The 13,679-nt window shown below is 69.4% G+C and carries 15 protein-coding genes; 7 read left to right on the top strand and 8 right to left on the bottom strand.

The genetic code is table 11. From position 1 onward, the window contains the following. Positions 1-6 precede the first annotated feature (6 nt). A complete protein-coding gene (locus ACWF0M_RS11785) occupies positions 7-897 on the bottom strand; it encodes an EamA family transporter (protein WP_452235598.1) in 891 nt (296 codons plus the stop codon). A 40-nt stretch (positions 898-937) separates the two neighbouring features. Between ACWF0M_RS11785 and ACWF0M_RS11780 the strand changes: the two genes are divergently transcribed. The 3 genes from ACWF0M_RS11780 (at position 938) to ACWF0M_RS11770 (ending at position 3,325) form a co-directional block, all read left to right on the top strand. After that, the gene (locus ACWF0M_RS11780; protein WP_452235597.1) at positions 938-1,429 is read left to right on the top strand and encodes a MarR family winged helix-turn-helix transcriptional regulator; all 492 of its coding nucleotides are present in this window, start codon (positions 938-940) and stop codon (positions 1,427-1,429) included. Between the two features lie 81 nt (positions 1,430-1,510). Continuing rightward, positions 1,511-2,956, top strand: coding sequence for a glycosyltransferase family 87 protein (locus tag ACWF0M_RS11775; RefSeq protein WP_452235837.1), 1,446 nt, complete (start codon positions 1,511-1,513; stop codon positions 2,954-2,956). A 108-nt stretch (positions 2,957-3,064) separates the two neighbouring features. Then, a complete protein-coding gene (locus ACWF0M_RS11770; protein ID WP_452235596.1) occupies positions 3,065-3,325 on the top strand; it encodes a WhiB family transcriptional regulator in 261 nt (86 codons plus the stop codon). A gap of 7 nt (positions 3,326-3,332) precedes the next feature. Here the strand turns inward: ACWF0M_RS11770 and ACWF0M_RS11765 are convergent, their stop codons facing one another. The 4 genes from ACWF0M_RS11765 to ACWF0M_RS11750 all read right to left on the bottom strand — a co-directional run bounded on the left by ACWF0M_RS11765 (position 3,333) and on the right by ACWF0M_RS11750 (position 7,633). After that, a complete protein-coding gene (locus tag ACWF0M_RS11765; RefSeq protein ID WP_452235595.1) occupies positions 3,333-4,181 on the bottom strand; it encodes an ATP-grasp domain-containing protein in 849 nt (282 codons plus the stop codon). Beyond that, positions 4,138-5,310, bottom strand: a complete 1,173-nt coding sequence (locus tag ACWF0M_RS11760) for a glycosyltransferase 87 family protein (RefSeq protein WP_452235594.1) — start codon at positions 5,308-5,310, stop codon at positions 4,138-4,140. Before ACWF0M_RS11760 ends, ACWF0M_RS11765 begins: the two co-directional genes overlap by 44 nt. A 425-nt stretch (positions 5,311-5,735) precedes the next feature. Next, on the bottom strand, positions 5,736-6,986 hold the full coding sequence (locus ACWF0M_RS11755; protein ID WP_452235593.1) for a DUF2064 domain-containing protein: 1,251 nt from the start codon (positions 6,984-6,986) through the stop codon (positions 5,736-5,738). Then, positions 6,983-7,633 (bottom strand): glycosyltransferase family 2 protein, encoded by a 651-nt coding sequence (locus ACWF0M_RS11750; protein ID WP_452235592.1) that lies wholly within the window; start codon positions 7,631-7,633, stop codon positions 6,983-6,985. The genes ACWF0M_RS11755 and ACWF0M_RS11750 overlap by 4 nt, the downstream gene beginning before the upstream one ends. A 122-nt stretch (positions 7,634-7,755) precedes the next feature. Between ACWF0M_RS11750 and ACWF0M_RS11745 the strand changes: the two genes are divergently transcribed. Then, complete coding sequence (locus ACWF0M_RS11745; protein WP_452235591.1) at positions 7,756-8,451, top strand: response regulator transcription factor; 696 nt, start codon at positions 7,756-7,758, stop codon at positions 8,449-8,451. Continuing rightward, complete coding sequence (locus ACWF0M_RS11740; RefSeq protein ID WP_452235590.1) at positions 8,451-9,596, top strand: sensor histidine kinase; 1,146 nt, start codon at positions 8,451-8,453, stop codon at positions 9,594-9,596. The genes ACWF0M_RS11745 and ACWF0M_RS11740 overlap by 1 nt, the downstream gene beginning before the upstream one ends. Before the next feature lie 106 nt (positions 9,597-9,702). Here ACWF0M_RS11740 and ACWF0M_RS11735 read toward each other — a convergent pair whose 3' ends face one another. Together ACWF0M_RS11735 and ACWF0M_RS11730 are read right to left on the bottom strand one after the other, a co-directional pair. Continuing rightward, complete coding sequence (locus ACWF0M_RS11735; protein WP_452235589.1) at positions 9,703-10,725, bottom strand: NAD-dependent epimerase/dehydratase family protein; 1,023 nt, start codon at positions 10,723-10,725, stop codon at positions 9,703-9,705. Beyond that, complete coding sequence (locus ACWF0M_RS11730) at positions 10,722-11,486, bottom strand: S-methyl-5'-thioadenosine phosphorylase (protein ID WP_452235588.1); 765 nt, start codon at positions 11,484-11,486, stop codon at positions 10,722-10,724. The genes ACWF0M_RS11735 and ACWF0M_RS11730 overlap by 4 nt, the downstream gene beginning before the upstream one ends. Positions 11,487-11,696: 210 nt before the next feature. Between ACWF0M_RS11730 and ACWF0M_RS11725 the strand changes: the two genes are divergently transcribed. Then, positions 11,697-12,191 carry a hypothetical protein gene (locus ACWF0M_RS11725; protein WP_452235587.1) on the top strand — a complete coding sequence of 165 codons (495 nt, stop codon included), beginning with the start codon at positions 11,697-11,699 and terminating at the stop codon, positions 12,189-12,191. After that, a complete protein-coding gene (locus ACWF0M_RS11720) occupies positions 12,188-13,141 on the top strand; it encodes an RNA polymerase subunit sigma-70 (RefSeq protein ID WP_452235586.1) in 954 nt (317 codons plus the stop codon). Before ACWF0M_RS11725 ends, ACWF0M_RS11720 begins: the two co-directional genes overlap by 4 nt. A 94-nt stretch (positions 13,142-13,235) precedes the next feature. Here the strand turns inward: ACWF0M_RS11720 and ACWF0M_RS11715 are convergent, their stop codons facing one another. After that, complete coding sequence (locus ACWF0M_RS11715; protein ID WP_452235585.1) at positions 13,236-13,391, bottom strand: hypothetical protein; 156 nt, start codon at positions 13,389-13,391, stop codon at positions 13,236-13,238. Positions 13,392-13,679: the final 288 nt, after the last annotated feature.

Genomic DNA, 13,679 nt, shown 5'->3' with positions numbered 1-13,679 from the left:
CGGTGGTCAGACCTTGGACGGCTCCTCCCGTGCGGCCTCAACGTGTGATCCGCGACGTGGGCGGCTCAGCGTGATGCCGCCGAGGACGAGCGCCAGCCCGAGGAACTGCCGCAGGGTGAGCACCTCGCGCGACACCAGGACTCCGAGCAGTACGCCGGTCACCGGGTTGAGGAGGCCGATCAGCCCGACGGTGGCGGCGGGGAGCCTGCTGAGGCCCGCGAACCAAGCCGTGAATGCGAGTGCGGTCGCGACGAGTCCGACGTACGCGAAACCTGCGACGGCGGGTCCGTCGAGTCGTGGCGGGGCGCCTTCGACGACGATGGCGAACGGGATCAGGACGATACCGCCAGCGATCAGCTGCCACGAGGTGGTCGCGAGCGGACCCTCGCCGGCCCGGCCCCATTTCTTGGCCAGGACGTAGCCGCACGAGGACATCGTCAGCGCGGCGGCCGACGCTGCCACGCCGCGCAGGTCGACCGCGGTCGATCCGGCGCCGAGGAGCAGTACGACGCCGGCGATCCCGGCGGTCGCGCCGATCAGGACCTGAGCGGTCGGGCGTTCGGCGAGCAGGCCCCAGGCGAAGAGCGCCATGATGAACGGCGCCGCGGACATGATCGTCGACGCGAGGCTGACCGGGAGCAGTTGGGACGCGAGGTAGATCAGTGCGAAGAACGCGCCCATGTTGCAGATCCCGAGCAGCAGCGATCGCCACCACCAGACGCCGCGGGGGAGGCGGCGGGCGAGCGCGAGCAGGAGAAGCCCCGCGGGCAGCGCGCGGAACACCGCGCCGTACAAGGGATGTCCGGCCGGCAGGTACTCGTGGGTGACGAAGTAGTTCGTGCCCCAGGCGATCGGCGCGATCGCGGTGACGAGGCTCCAACGGACGGTATCTTCCATGGAAGAGACTATATCTTCCCGGGAAGATATAGTGGAGCCCGTGGACCACGTAGCGAGAATCCAGGCGGAGTGGAAGGTCGAGCGACCGGACGTCGACACCGCTCCGCAGGGCGTGATCGGGCGGCTGCACCGGATCGCGAACCAGCTCACCGGTGAGTTGACGCTGCTGTACGCGCAGTACGGGCTGACCGAGGGGGAGTTCGACGTCCTCGCGGCGCTGCGGCGTGCGGGAGCGCCGTACGAGAGGGCTCCAGGGGAGATCGCACTGCACACGATGGTGACCACGGGTGCGGTGACCAAGCGGGTCGACCGGCTCGAGGAGGCCGGCCTGGTCCATCGCCGCCGCAGCGACGCCGACGGCCGCGGCCGGGTGGTCCGCCTGACCCCAGCCGGCCGCAGGCTGATCGACAAGGCGTTCACCGCGCACATGGCCAACGAGCAACGCCTCCTCGAGGCCCTCACACCGGACGAGACCACTCAGCTGGAGAAGCTTCTCACCACCTGGCTGAGCCGCCTCGAACCACCTCACTGACACGCGCGCGGAGGCAGGTGCGCGGCGCGGTAGGGCCGGGTGGGTAACCTCTGGTGGTCGCCAGGGGTCCGATAGGAGATGATGCCCACCGTGACCGGACCACAACGCGAGCTCGCGCAGACGCCGTCGGAGGCTGATCCGGCCGTCGCCGGCCTGACCGTCGGGCTCGGTGGACCGTCGGGGAGGTTCGCCCGGCTCAGCTCGTCGTGGTGGACGCCGCTGCGGATCGCGCTTGCCGTGTGCACGATCACCTTCGGTCTCGGCGTACTGCAGAAGGCGCCGTGTATGGAGGCCGGCTGGGACCGGCAGAGCTGGCGGCCGTTCAAGGCGCTCTGCTACTCCGACATCGGGTTCCTGTACCAGGAGCGCGGTTTCGCGGAGGGCAACCGGCCGTTCCTCGACACCGGCAACTACCCGGTGCTGGAGTACCCGGTGCTGACCGGCGGCTTCATGGAGGTCGCGGCGCAGCTCACCTGGGTGATCACCGGCGACCCGAAGAAGGACCTGACGGTCGAGCAGAAGCGCGACACGGCCGGAGTGTTCTTCCTGGTCAACACCGTGCTGCTGTTCCTTTGCGCGTTGCTGATCGTCGGCCTCACGGTCGCGACCGCGCGCGGAGTCGCTACCCGCCCGGGCGCGGCGCGTGGGCAGCCGCTGGACGCTCTGTACGTCGCCGCGGCGCCGGCGCTCGCACTGACGTCGACGATCAACTGGGACCTGTTCGCGGTCGCGTTGACCGCCGGGGCGATGTTCGCGTGGTCGCGCGGGAAACCCATCTGGTTCGGCGTACTGCTCGGGCTCGGAACGGCGGCGAAGTTCTATCCGTTCCTGCTGCTCGGTCCGTTGCTGATCGTCTGCATCCGGGGACGGAAGCTGTGGCCGTGGGTCCAGGCGACGGTGGCGGCTGCGGTTGCGTGGGGTCTGGTGAACGCGCCGATCTATCTGTTGGCGAAGAACGAGTGGTTGTCGTTCTGGCAGTTCAACGACGAGCGGGAGAGCGACTACGGCTCGATCTGGTACGTCCTCAAGCTCGCCAAGCACGAGGTCGCGGACGTCAACCAGTTGAACATCGTGATCTTCGCCGGGTTGTGCCTGTCGATCGCGATCCTCGGGCTGATGGCGCCCCGGCCGCCCAGATTCGCGCAGCTCGCGTTCCTGGTGGTGGCGGCGTTCCTGCTGATCAACAAGGTCTACTCACCGCAGTACGTGCTGTGGCTGCTGCCGCTGGTGGCGCTGGCCCGGCCGCGGCTGCGTGACTGGCTGATCTGGCAGGCCTGCGAATGTTTCTACTGGATGCTGGTATGGATGCATCTGGCGCAGTTCCTGGCGCCAGGCGACCCGCAGGTCCCGGACCGGATCTACTGGCTCTCGGTGATCCTGCGGATGGCTGGCACGCTGTGGCTGATGCTGGTGGTCGCGCGCGACATCCTGCTCCCGGAGAACGACCCGGTACGTCACGGTGACCTCGTCGACGATCCCAGCGACGGCGTCAGATCCCGGGCCCGCGCCGACCTCGCAACCGCCTAGAGCTTCAGCGCCATCACCGCCATACAGCAGGGCGCTGAAAGTCTAGTAGGTTGATCATATTTCGAGACAAAGGCTGCGGGCGGTCGCGGGCGATCTACCGTCGGTGTCATGAGGCCGACGCTGACCGTGATGGTGGATCCCGCCGACCGCTGGATGAGCCGGGCCGCGTGTATCGGCCAGGCGCCGGTGTACGACGAGGACGCGTCCCAGTGGGAGCAGCGCAAGGCCCGTGAGCTGTGCCTGACCTCGTGCCCGGTGCTCGCCGAGTGCCGGGAGTGGGCGCGGCGGACGAAGTTCACCGGGACGGCCGCCGGCGAGACCCTGCTGTACGGGCGTCGCCGGGGCCATCCGGAGTCTGCTGCCAGTTAGACGCTGTTTAGATGCGCGAGGCGACCGCTTCCGCGAGCTTGGAGGCTGCTTCCGGGGACTGCGGCAGGAACAGGTACGGCTCGATGAGCTCGATCTCCATCAGCAGGAACCGGTCGTTGACCACGACTCCGTCGACCCGGGCGTACGTGGGCATCGGACCGGAGGCAGCCAGGGCGGCCAGTGCGCTTTCGAGTACGGCGGCAGGCGGGTCCGTCGGCTCCGTCTGGCCGCCGTACGACTCCTGGACGCGGTAGTCGCCGGCTGCGGGACGCTTGACTACCGCGTGGCTGAACTCGCCGTTGAAGAACAGCAGCGACCATTCGCCTGCGGACTGGATCTCCGGCACGAACGGCTGCACGACGTACACCACGTCCGGCAGTTCGCTGAGTGCCTGCTCGAGCTCGGGGGAGCCCGCGACGCCGCGGACCGTGTGCAGGGCGTTGCCGCCAACGGTCGGCTTGACGACGACCTGCTGACCGGACAGCCCGGCCACCACCTCGCGCAGTAACGCGCCCGCCGCGACCTGGGACGGGACGATCGCGACACCGCGCTCGCGCAGTTCGAGCAGGTACTGCTTGTCGCTGTTCCAGCGGACCTGGTCCGTGGAGTTCAGGACCGGTACGCCGGCCTTGTCGAGCTGGGCGAGCCACTCGGTGAATTCGGCGTACAGCCCGAAGTAGTCCCAGACGGTCCGCAGCAGGACCGCGTCGTACGCGGACCAGGCGACCGACGGGTCGGTCCAGACCTCGACCACCGGGTCGAGGCCTACGGCGCGGAGCGCGTCGAGGAGCGGGCGTTCGTCAGGGTGCAACTCAGCGTAGTCGGCCGAGGTTGCGAGAGCGATGCGTTTCGTCACGCTCGCCAGTGTTGGCGGGGAGAGGTGGTGCGGTCAAACCTGATCCCGCAACGAGTTGGTGACGGATCGTGAGGGCGGCGACAACGATGACAGCCGCGGTCAGGTGGATCAGGCCCTGGCGGGTGTCGTGGCCGAAGCTCGCGTAGGCGAGGTACGACGCGAGCGGTACGGCGATCCACTCGGGGCGGCTCGCCAGCGCCGCGAGGGCGATCAGCGGGAGGCCGTACCACGGGTACGTCGGGGTGGCGATCAGGAGCGCCGCGCCGTACAGCCAGCAGCAGGTGAGCGCGATCGGGTCGCGCCGGGCGCGGTGGAAGGCGAGTACGGCGAGGGCGAGCGCGAGGACCGCGGCGACGACCTGGCGGGCCTCAGGAGGCAGCAGGAGCGCGAGAATCGCGGATCGGGAGCTGCCGTCCTCGAAGCCTTCCTGGTTGAGATAACCGGGCAGGAAGCCGAGCACCAAGGTGCCGACGGCAAGGACGTGGGGGATGTAGGTGGCGGTGAAGGTGCTCAGGGCAACTAGCGGTCGGCGGCGGCGGAACGCGGGGAGGAGCAGTAGGGGCAGGAGCTTGACGCTGCCGGCCGCGCCGAGGAGGACGGCGGCGAGTTTCGGTCTGCGGGCGGTGGTGACGACGGCGGCCGTGATGAGGAGCGCCGCGAGGACGTCGACGTGGGCGGCGTTGCTCGCCTCGAGAGCGACAATCGGTGACCAACCCCACAGCGCGGCCCAGCGCGGGTTCTGTACGGCGAGTAGCCAGGTGAGTGCGATCGCGATCAATGCGGCTGCTATCTGCAGGCCGAGGGTGCCGGCCGACCAGGGGGTGAACAGGGCGACCACGGTGAAGTAGGCCTCGGCGACAGGTGGATAGATGGTTGGTACGCCGGGGCGGTTGATCCTCGTCCTGGCATCGTCGACCGGGAGTGTTGCTGGGTCGTCGGGGATGCCGGTTACGCCGGAGCGCTGATCTGGCGACAATCCCGGGAACAGTACGGGGTCCCGCAGCGGTGCCAGCGCGTCGTCGAGTGGCACATAGGCGTACGGCGAGTGGCCGGACAACTGCACGCGTCCGTCCCACACGTACCGGTAGGCGTCCGTGCTGGTGATCGGCGCCTGTGTGAGCCCCGGCACCTGACACAACCCCGCCACAACCACGACAACCCCAACACCCAACCCGCGCCCGAATCGCCACACCACGAGCCCGACCACAACGGTCCCCACGAGTAGCACCACATCCGCCCACCACTGCCACGCCGCCGCCCCAACCACCACCGCCGCCAAAGCCACCACAGCACCCCCAACCCAGAGCTGCTGACGACTTTGTGCACCGGATCCGTATGTGGAGCGCGAAGTCGCGCGGATCCGGTGCACAAAGTCGCCGATCCGGCCGGCGCTGCGAGGGGAGGGGCGGCGGTTCGGGCCGGCGCTGCGCGGGAGGCGGAGGTTCGGGCCGGAGTCGCGCGGGAGGCGAGGGGAGGGGTGGCGGATCCGGCCGGCGCTGCGCGGGAGGCTCCGGTTCGGGGTGGGGGGCGGGTCGGCCTGGTTCTTGTCGCGGGTCATGCGGTTCGGCGGAGGGTTAGGAAGGCTCGGTGGGGGGTGCGCCAGTCTTCGGTGGGGTGGAGGTGGGTGGTGCGGGCGTGGCGGATCAGGGCGCGGGTTCCTACTCTTGCCCAGGGCAACGGGGTGGAGCGGCGGCCGGTGGAGCTGCGGAGGACGATCGGGGTGATGTCGTCGAGATCGTCGTCGGGGTCGACCTCGACCAGCACGAGACCGTCGGGGCGGACCAACTCGGCGCAGCGGCGCAGCAGATCGGCAGGATCACCACCGATCCCGATGTTCCCGTCCATCAGCAGCACACTGCCCCACCGCCCCTCGCCCGGCAGCCGATCCTGCACCGGACGATGCAGCGCGGACGCCCCACGCGACGTGGTGAGCGAGACGGCCCGCGGCGACACATCGACTCCGAGCGCAGGAATTCCGCGCTCAGCAAGCGCGGTGACGATCCGTCCCGGCCCGCATCCGATGTCCAGCACCGGCCCCTCGCATCGACTCAGCGCGAGCCGGTCCACGTCGTCCGCCGGCGCGGTCCAGCGATCCACCTCGGACAGCGACGGCACGGTCCGTCCATCGATGCCGGTGGCTACAACTCGCGCCGTACCGCCGAGCGCCTGCTCGAACAGCAGCCCCGGATGCGCCGCGTGCTGCAGCCGCCGGTACAGCCGTGAAACCCGCAACGCCGGGAACTCGTCAGCGAGGTACGCCGCATCCCGCGGCGTGTCCATGTCCCGCAGCGTCGGCAGGATCCGCACGCGCAACCCCAACGACAGCAGGCGACGCAGCTGATCGCGCCCGGTGTGATCGGTCGACATCGGTACGCCGAGCAGCGCGCGCCGATCCGGCGTACGGAGCCCGAGGCACCAGTACCCGCCGTCCTCGGTCAGCCCGAGCACCGCGTCGTACCCGGACCACTCGAATCCGAGCAGCTCCGGCCGCAGTTGCGGCGTGTCCATCCCGACGAGGAGCATCGGCGTACCGTCGTACACGTCGTCGAATGCCGCCGCGAGCCGCTCGTCGAGCCCGCCGCCGCGCTGCGCCACCACCTCGAACCCGGGCGGCAACCAAGGCCCCGGCTCGCCCTCGAGCACGACCACCCGCCGCGTGGCGGGCGCGAACTGGACCGCGCTGAGCGTGTCGACGAGCGACGCCCGCGCCAGCGCTGCCGCCTCCCGTGCCGTGAACTCGCTCTGCAGCCGAGTCTTCACCCGTCCCGGCACCGGCTCCTTCGCGATCACGATCAACGCGTTCACCGAGCGAGCACCTTCGACATGTCCAGTACGGCGCGCGCGGCGCCGAGCGGCGTACCGGTGACCTTCGAGCGCCCCGAGCGCGGGAGGTAATCGACGTCGACCTCCGCGATCCGCCACCCTGCGTCGGCGGCGCGGACCACCGTCTCCAACGGGTATCCGGACCGCCGATCCGTCAGCCCGAGTCCGAGCAGCGCGGTACGCCGGGCCGCGCGCATCGGACCGAGATCGTGCAAGGCAACGCCCGTACGGCGCCTGATCCGCCGGGACAGCTCCGCGTTGGCCAGGCGGAGATGCCACGGCCAGACCTCCCGCGACACCGGACGCCGACGGCCGACGATCAGATCCGCGCGGCCGGCAAGGACCGGCGCAGTGACCCGGACCAGTTGCCGCGGATCGAGCGAGGCGTCCGCGTCCATCACCGCCACGACGTCCGCGTCGGCCGCCTCCAGGCCGGCATGACAAGCAGCGCCGTACCCCTTGATCTCGCAGTGCACGACGGTCGCGCCGAGTCGTGCGGCGACGGCGGCCGAGTCGTCGGTAGAGCCGTTGTCGACGACGATGGCGCGGACGCCGGGCGGGAGCCGTTCGAGGATCCAGGGCAGGGCGGCCGCCTCGTTCAGGCACGGCAGGACGAGATCGACGGACATTCTTCGACGGTAAGGACGAACTCGCGTTGCAAGGGCCCGAACACGACTACGGGTCGCTTACGGCGTACTGCGCTCCGGTGCTGGTGCGGCTCCGGGACGGGCGGAGGATCTACGCTCTGAGCGTGGCTACTCGTGTTCTTGTGGTGGACGACGACCCGACCGTGTCGAACGTCGTTTCGGCGTACCTGACCAAGGCCGGGTACGACGCCCGCGTGGTCGCGGACGGCGCCTCGGCGGTCGAGGTGTGGCAGCAGTGGAAGCCGTCGGTCGTCGTACTGGACGTGATGCTGCCCGGGCTGTCCGGACTCGAGGTGCTGCGCCGGATGCGCGCGGCCGACGACGGCGCCGCGGTGATCATGCTGTCCGCGCGCGGCGAGGAGGAGGACCGGCTGGTCGGGCTCGAGGTCGGTGCGGACGACTACGTGGTCAAGCCGTTCAGCCCGCGGGAACTGACGCTGCGGGTGCAGGCGATGGTACGACGGGAGGAGCGCCTGGCCGGGCTCGATCTGACGCCGACCAAGTTGAGCGCGGGGCCGGTGATGGTCGACACGGCGGCGCGGCGCGCGTACCTCGGCGAGAACGAACTGTCGCTGACGCACCGGGAGTTCGACCTGCTGGCGTACCTGGTGTCGCATGCGGGCAAGGCGTACACGAAGGCCGAGCTGCTGCGCCGCGTGTGGGGCTGGGACTTCGGCGACTCGTCGACGGTCACCGTGCACGTACGGCGGTTGCGGGAGAAGATCGAGGCGGATCCGTCCGACCCGAAACTCGTGCTGACCGTTCCGCGGACCGGGTACCTGTTCGCCGGTGACGCCTGATGAACAAAGACATGGCGACGATCCTGGCGCTCACCACGCTGTGGACGCTCGTGGTGGCGGCGGTCGGCGCAGTCGTGTTGTGGCGGTTCCGGCGGCGGTCGTTGCGGATCACGATGATCGTGGCCGCGCTGGCGCCGATGGCGGGCGCGCTGGCGGCCGTGCTGCAGAGCGTGCGGGCGATGTTCATCTCCGAGCACGACTCGTGGGTGGTGCTGTGGACGTTGGCGTTCGCGGCGCTGCTCGGGCTGGCGATGTCGGTGCTGCTCGGCCACTGGATCAGCGTGGGATCGCGGGACGTCGGACGGCGGTTGCGTCATCTCGGTACGTCGTACGAGCCGACAGAAGCTGCTGCCGGCGCGGTCCCCGCGGAGCTGGCCGAGCTGACGAACGAGCTGGAGATGACGCGCAAGCGGCTCGCCGCATCACATGCGCGGGAGCGGGCGTTGGAGACGAGCCGGCGGGAGCTGGTGGCGTTCATGTCGCATGACCTGCGGACGCCGCTGGCCGGGTTGCGGGCGGTGTCGGAGGGGCTCGAGGACGGCGTGATCGACGACGTACCGGGGGCGTTGCGGCAGATGCGTTCGACGGTCGATCGGATGACCGGGCTGGTGGACGACCTGTTCGAGTTGTCGCGGTTGTCGACGGCGCCGCCGCCGCGTCGACGGTCGGCGGTGAGTCTGCGGGAGCTGGCCGAGGACGTCGCGGGGGAGAACAACGAGCATGCGCGGGCGGAAGGCGTCCAGCTGGCAGTTTCGACACCTGGTGACGACGATCGGCTCGCCGTACAAGGGGATCCGGACGAGTTGACGCGCGCGGTCACCAACCTCGTCGGGAACGCGATCCGCCACACGTCGGCGGGCGGGACGGTGACGCTGACGGTCGATCGCGAGCTCGACGGGCGGGTCCGGCTCGCGGTGACCGACGGGTGCGGTGGGATTCCGGCGGACGATCTGGAACGCGTCTTCGATGTCGGCTGGCGGGGCGACGAGCAGCGCACGCCCGACGCGGGTGGCGGCGGTCTGGGGCTGGCGATCGCGCGTGGTGTGGTCGAGTCCCACGACGGGAAGATTGCCGTCAGCAACGTCGACGGCGGCTGCGCGTTCGAGATCGACCTCCCCCCGGTGCCGGCCCACACCCACAGCTAGGGCGGACGCCCGCCACTCACCAACGGGTGGATCTAGCGCTCAGGCGCGGAGTCCTGAGCGGCTGGTCCGGGGGTTACTGAGTGGCGGAGGTCCGGCTGCAGACCCGTCAGTCCGAGCTGAGGAGGTCCTCGACGCCGGACCGCAGGTCGTAGGTCGGCTTCCAGCCCAGCTCGTTCTTCAGGCGGTCGGACGAGGCGGTGATGTGCCGGACGTCGCCGAGGCGGTACTCGCCGGTGACGACGGGCGGCTCGCCGCCGTACGCGCGGGCCAGCTCGGCGGCGACCTCGCCGATCGTGGTGACGGTGCCGCTGCCGACGTTGTACGCCGCGAACGGTGGCTGGTCGGGGAGCGCGGACGCCGACAGTGTGACCGCGGCCGCGACGTCGCGGACATGCACGAAATCGCGGCGTTGGCGGCCGTCCTCGAAGACACGCGGTGTCTTCCCACGTTCGAGGGCGGAGCGGAAGATCGCGGCAACTCCGGCGTACGGCGTATTGCGCGGCATACCGGGGCCGTACACGTTGTGGAAGCGCAATGCCGTCACCCGGCCGTCCGTCTCGCGCGCCCACGTGGCGGCGAGATGCTCGCCGTTGAGCTTGCTGGCCGCGTAGGCGTTCCGCGGATCCAGCGCGGCGTCCTCGGTGACGAGACCAGGCCGCAGCGGGGCGCCGCAGCGCGGGCAGGGCGGCTCGAAGCGGCCTTGCTCGAGGTCCTCGGTACGCCGGGGTCCCGGGGCGACCTGTCCGTGGTCGTCGCAGTCGTAGCGGCCCTCGCCGTACACGACCATCGAGCTGGCGTAGACGACGTTCCGGACGTTGCCGAGCGACTTCAGGAGGACCGCCGTACCGAGGCTGTTGGAGGAGACGTAGTCGTCGATGTCGTCGAGATGCACGCCGAGACCGACCTTCGCGGCCAGGTGGATGACGGTGTCGATACCGTCCGACGCCCTGGTCACGGTGTCCGCGTCGCGGACATCGCCGATGATCAGGCCCGGCCGGCTCGCAGGCCGTGCGGCGTGCACGTCCGGGCGGAACGAGTCGAGAACGGTGACTTCGTGGCCCTCGGCAAGTAGTTGGTCGTGGACGTGGGTACCGATGAAGCCGGCCCCGCCCGTCAGCAGGACCTTCATGCGACATCCAGGGAGTGGCGGCAGCTGCAGTCGGTGTCGGGCTTGGGGAGTTGCGCGATCACGTTTCGCAGGAGCTCGCGGAGGCGTTCGATGCTGTCCTTGAAGGCCTCGAACACCTCGGCCTGGGTGACACCGGTGCCGGTCTCCACGCCCGCGTCGTGGTCGGTGACGACGGCGATCGACGTGTAGCAGAGCGCGAGTTCACGTGCGATCGCTGCCTCGGGTGCGCCGGTCATCCCGACAACCGACCAGCCCTGCGCCGCGTGCCATTGCGACTCGGCGCGGGTCGAGAACCTTGGTCCGTTGATCACCACCATCGTGCCCTCGGGTACGACGTTGCCGGTGGCAATCACCGTGGCGCGGCCGACCGGGCAGTACGGGTCGGCGGCGGAGGTGTGGATCACCGGCGCCTCGTCGTACACCGTGTGCTGCCGTCCCCACGTGCGATCGACGTACTGGTCGGGTACCACGAACGTGCCGGGCGTCAGCTCAGGTTTGAGCGATCCGACCGCGCAGGGGCCGAGCACCTGGCGGACGCCGAGCTCGCGCAGCGCCCACAGATTCGCGCGGTAGTTCACGCGATGCGGCGGAAACCGGTGGTCCGCACCGTGCCGCGGGATGAACGCGACCTCGCGCCCGTCCAGGTCACCGACGAGCGGAGGCTCGCTGGGTGCGCCGTACGGGGTGTCGATCTCGATCGTCTCCGCGCCGGACAGAAACGAGTAGAACCCGGACCCGCCGATCACGCCGATATCAGCCATACGCCCGACGCTAGTGCCGCCCCAACCCACCGATCGCCGATCCGCCCCCTCCGTCACCGCTCCGTAAGCGCCCACCCTCCCTCCACACCATCTTTGAGCACCCACCAATCATTCTGCGGGGCTTGAGATGGTTGGTGGGTGCTCAAAGTGGGCCGCAGCGATCGGCTGGTGGGATGCGCCTTGCGGCTCACCGGGTGATCGAATGGGGCTGTGGAGATTTCCGGGGTGCTGCTCGCGGTGGGCACGGTGCTGCTGCTGTTCGGCGCCTACGCGAGCTGGACGGCTGGTCGGCTCGACCGGCTGCATCACCGCGTGGATCTCGCCCGCGCGTCGCTGGAGACCGAGCTGGCGCGACGTTCCGCGCTGGTCGCGGAGCTGGCCGGCAGCGACATCCTCGACCCGGCGTCCGCGCTGCTGCTGCTTGACGCGGCCCATCGTGCGCGGGCCGCCTCGTTGGACGGGATCGAGCTTCGCGAACAGGCCGAGTCGGCCCTCACCCGCGCGATCCATGCCACCGGCACCGACATCGAACCGTGGGCGGGTGAACTGAGCCTCGCGATGCGCCGCGTCCAGCTGGCCCGCCGCTTCCACAACGATGTCGTCGTGTCGACCCGCGACCTGCGGCAGCGGCGGCTGGTGACCTGGTTCCGCCTGGCCGGCCGCGCGCCGATGCCCACCACGATCGAGCTCGAGGACGGACGATGAGCAGCTTCGAGGAGGACGTCGAGCGGTACCGGCACGAGCTGCGGGTGCACTGTTATCGGATGCTCGGGTCGTACGACGAGGCCGAGGACCTGGTCCAGGAAACGTTCCTGCGCGCGTGGCGTGCCTTCGACGAGTTCGAGGGACGATCCTCGGTGCGGGCCTGGCTGTACCGGATCGCGACGAACGCGTGCATCGACGTACGGCGGCCTCGACGCGTGTTGCCGTACCAGTTGGAGCCGGCCTCGTTTCCCGCCACAGCCCTTCCGGCGCGGGAGGACGTGCCGTGGCTGCAGCCGTTTCCCGACGTACTGCTGGACCGGGCCGAGGAGCCGGATGTGGTCGCGATCCGCCGGGAGACGATCGAGTTGGCGTTCCTGATCGCCATCCAGCACCTGCCTCCGCGGCAGCGCGCCGTCCTGATCTTCCGCGACGTCCTGGGCTGGTCCGCCCGTGAGACCGCAGCCGCTGTCGACCTGTCCGTTGCAGCCGTCAACTCCGCCCTGCAACGCGCCCGCCCGGTCCTCCGCGAGCACCTACCACCACACCGCTCCGAATGGTCGGCCCGGGACACGACCGAGGACGAACGTAAACTCCTCGACCGCTACCTCACTGCCTGGGACAACGCCGACCCCGCCGCCCTGGCCACCCTGATGCACGAAGACATCCGCATCACCATGCCGCCGTACCCGTTCTGGTTCTCAGGTGTCGAGGACGCAATTCGCTCCCTCACACCCAATCTCACCTCGGACTACCGCGGCTATTGGCAATTCATCCCCACCACCGTCAACCGCCAACCCACTCTGGCCGCCTACCTCAAGCCGTCGGGCGGGGCAACGTACAACCTCTTCGCCCTCGACATCTTCCGCATGGAGCACGGCCTGATCGCCGAGATCACCGCTTTCGAGACCACGGAATTCACCCGCTTCGGCCTCCCGTCCGAACTGGCCTGACGCGAACCCGTCAGGCCGGACGACCACCCAGGTCCCGAGTGACGCGGACGCCACCCGGAAGACCCTGGGCGGGGCGAGGAAGGTGCCTGACTGGTCAGCCGCGGCCGTTGTTGATCGCGCGAACCGCGCGGGCGGCCTTGCGCCCGGACATCACGCCGCCGTTCGCCATCTTGCCCTTCAGTTCATCGACGGCCTTTGCGTCCTTCTTCTCCTTGCGGGTCTGCTTCGGCTCCTTCTTGCCAAATCCCATAACGCCACCATTTTCTTTCCGTAGTTGAAGACCGATGTCCTCGAACGTACAACCGAAAAGGGGTCAATGATGAACGTTTTGATCGTTGCTCAATTCCCCGTCGGATGACCCCGGACGGTCGTATGGTGGCCGCCGGCAACATGCCGGTCGGTCACCGAAGAAGCCTTCGGGAACTCCTACGAAGTAGACCACTTGGTGACGCTCCGACCGCCTGGAGGGTCAGACTCCGCGCTGGTCAGGGTGCCTTCTGGTGCCGGCCTGACGGGGTGCCGCCGTTGTCCACCGCGC

This window comes from Kribbella sp. NPDC055110 (assembly GCF_053607525.1).
Note: the sequence above shows the minus strand (reverse complement) of the source record. Positions and strands in the feature narration are given on the sequence as shown.

Excerpts from the sequence above, each read along its gene's own strand:
- ACWF0M_RS11785 (WP_452235598.1), bottom strand. The coding sequence starts at position 897 with ATGGAAGATACCGTCCGTTGGAGCCTCGTCACCGCGATCGCGCCGATC.
- ACWF0M_RS11775 (WP_452235837.1), top strand. The coding sequence starts at position 1,511 with ATGCCCACCGTGACCGGACCACAACGCGAGCTCGCGCAGACGCCGTCG.
- ACWF0M_RS11770 (WP_452235596.1), top strand. The coding sequence starts at position 3,065 with ATGAGGCCGACGCTGACCGTGATGGTGGATCCCGCCGACCGCTGGATG.
- ACWF0M_RS11750 (WP_452235592.1), bottom strand. The coding sequence starts at position 7,633 with ATGTCCGTCGATCTCGTCCTGCCGTGCCTGAACGAGGCGGCCGCCCTG.
- ACWF0M_RS11740 (WP_452235590.1), top strand. The coding sequence starts at position 8,451 with ATGAACAAAGACATGGCGACGATCCTGGCGCTCACCACGCTGTGGACG.
- ACWF0M_RS11735 (WP_452235589.1), bottom strand. The coding sequence starts at position 10,725 with ATGAAGGTCCTGCTGACGGGCGGGGCCGGCTTCATCGGTACCCACGTC.
- ACWF0M_RS11730 (WP_452235588.1), bottom strand. The coding sequence starts at position 11,486 with ATGGCTGATATCGGCGTGATCGGCGGGTCCGGGTTCTACTCGTTTCTG.
- ACWF0M_RS11720 (WP_452235586.1), top strand. The coding sequence starts at position 12,188 with ATGAGCAGCTTCGAGGAGGACGTCGAGCGGTACCGGCACGAGCTGCGG.
- ACWF0M_RS11715 (WP_452235585.1), bottom strand. The coding sequence starts at position 13,391 with ATGGGATTTGGCAAGAAGGAGCCGAAGCAGACCCGCAAGGAGAAGAAG.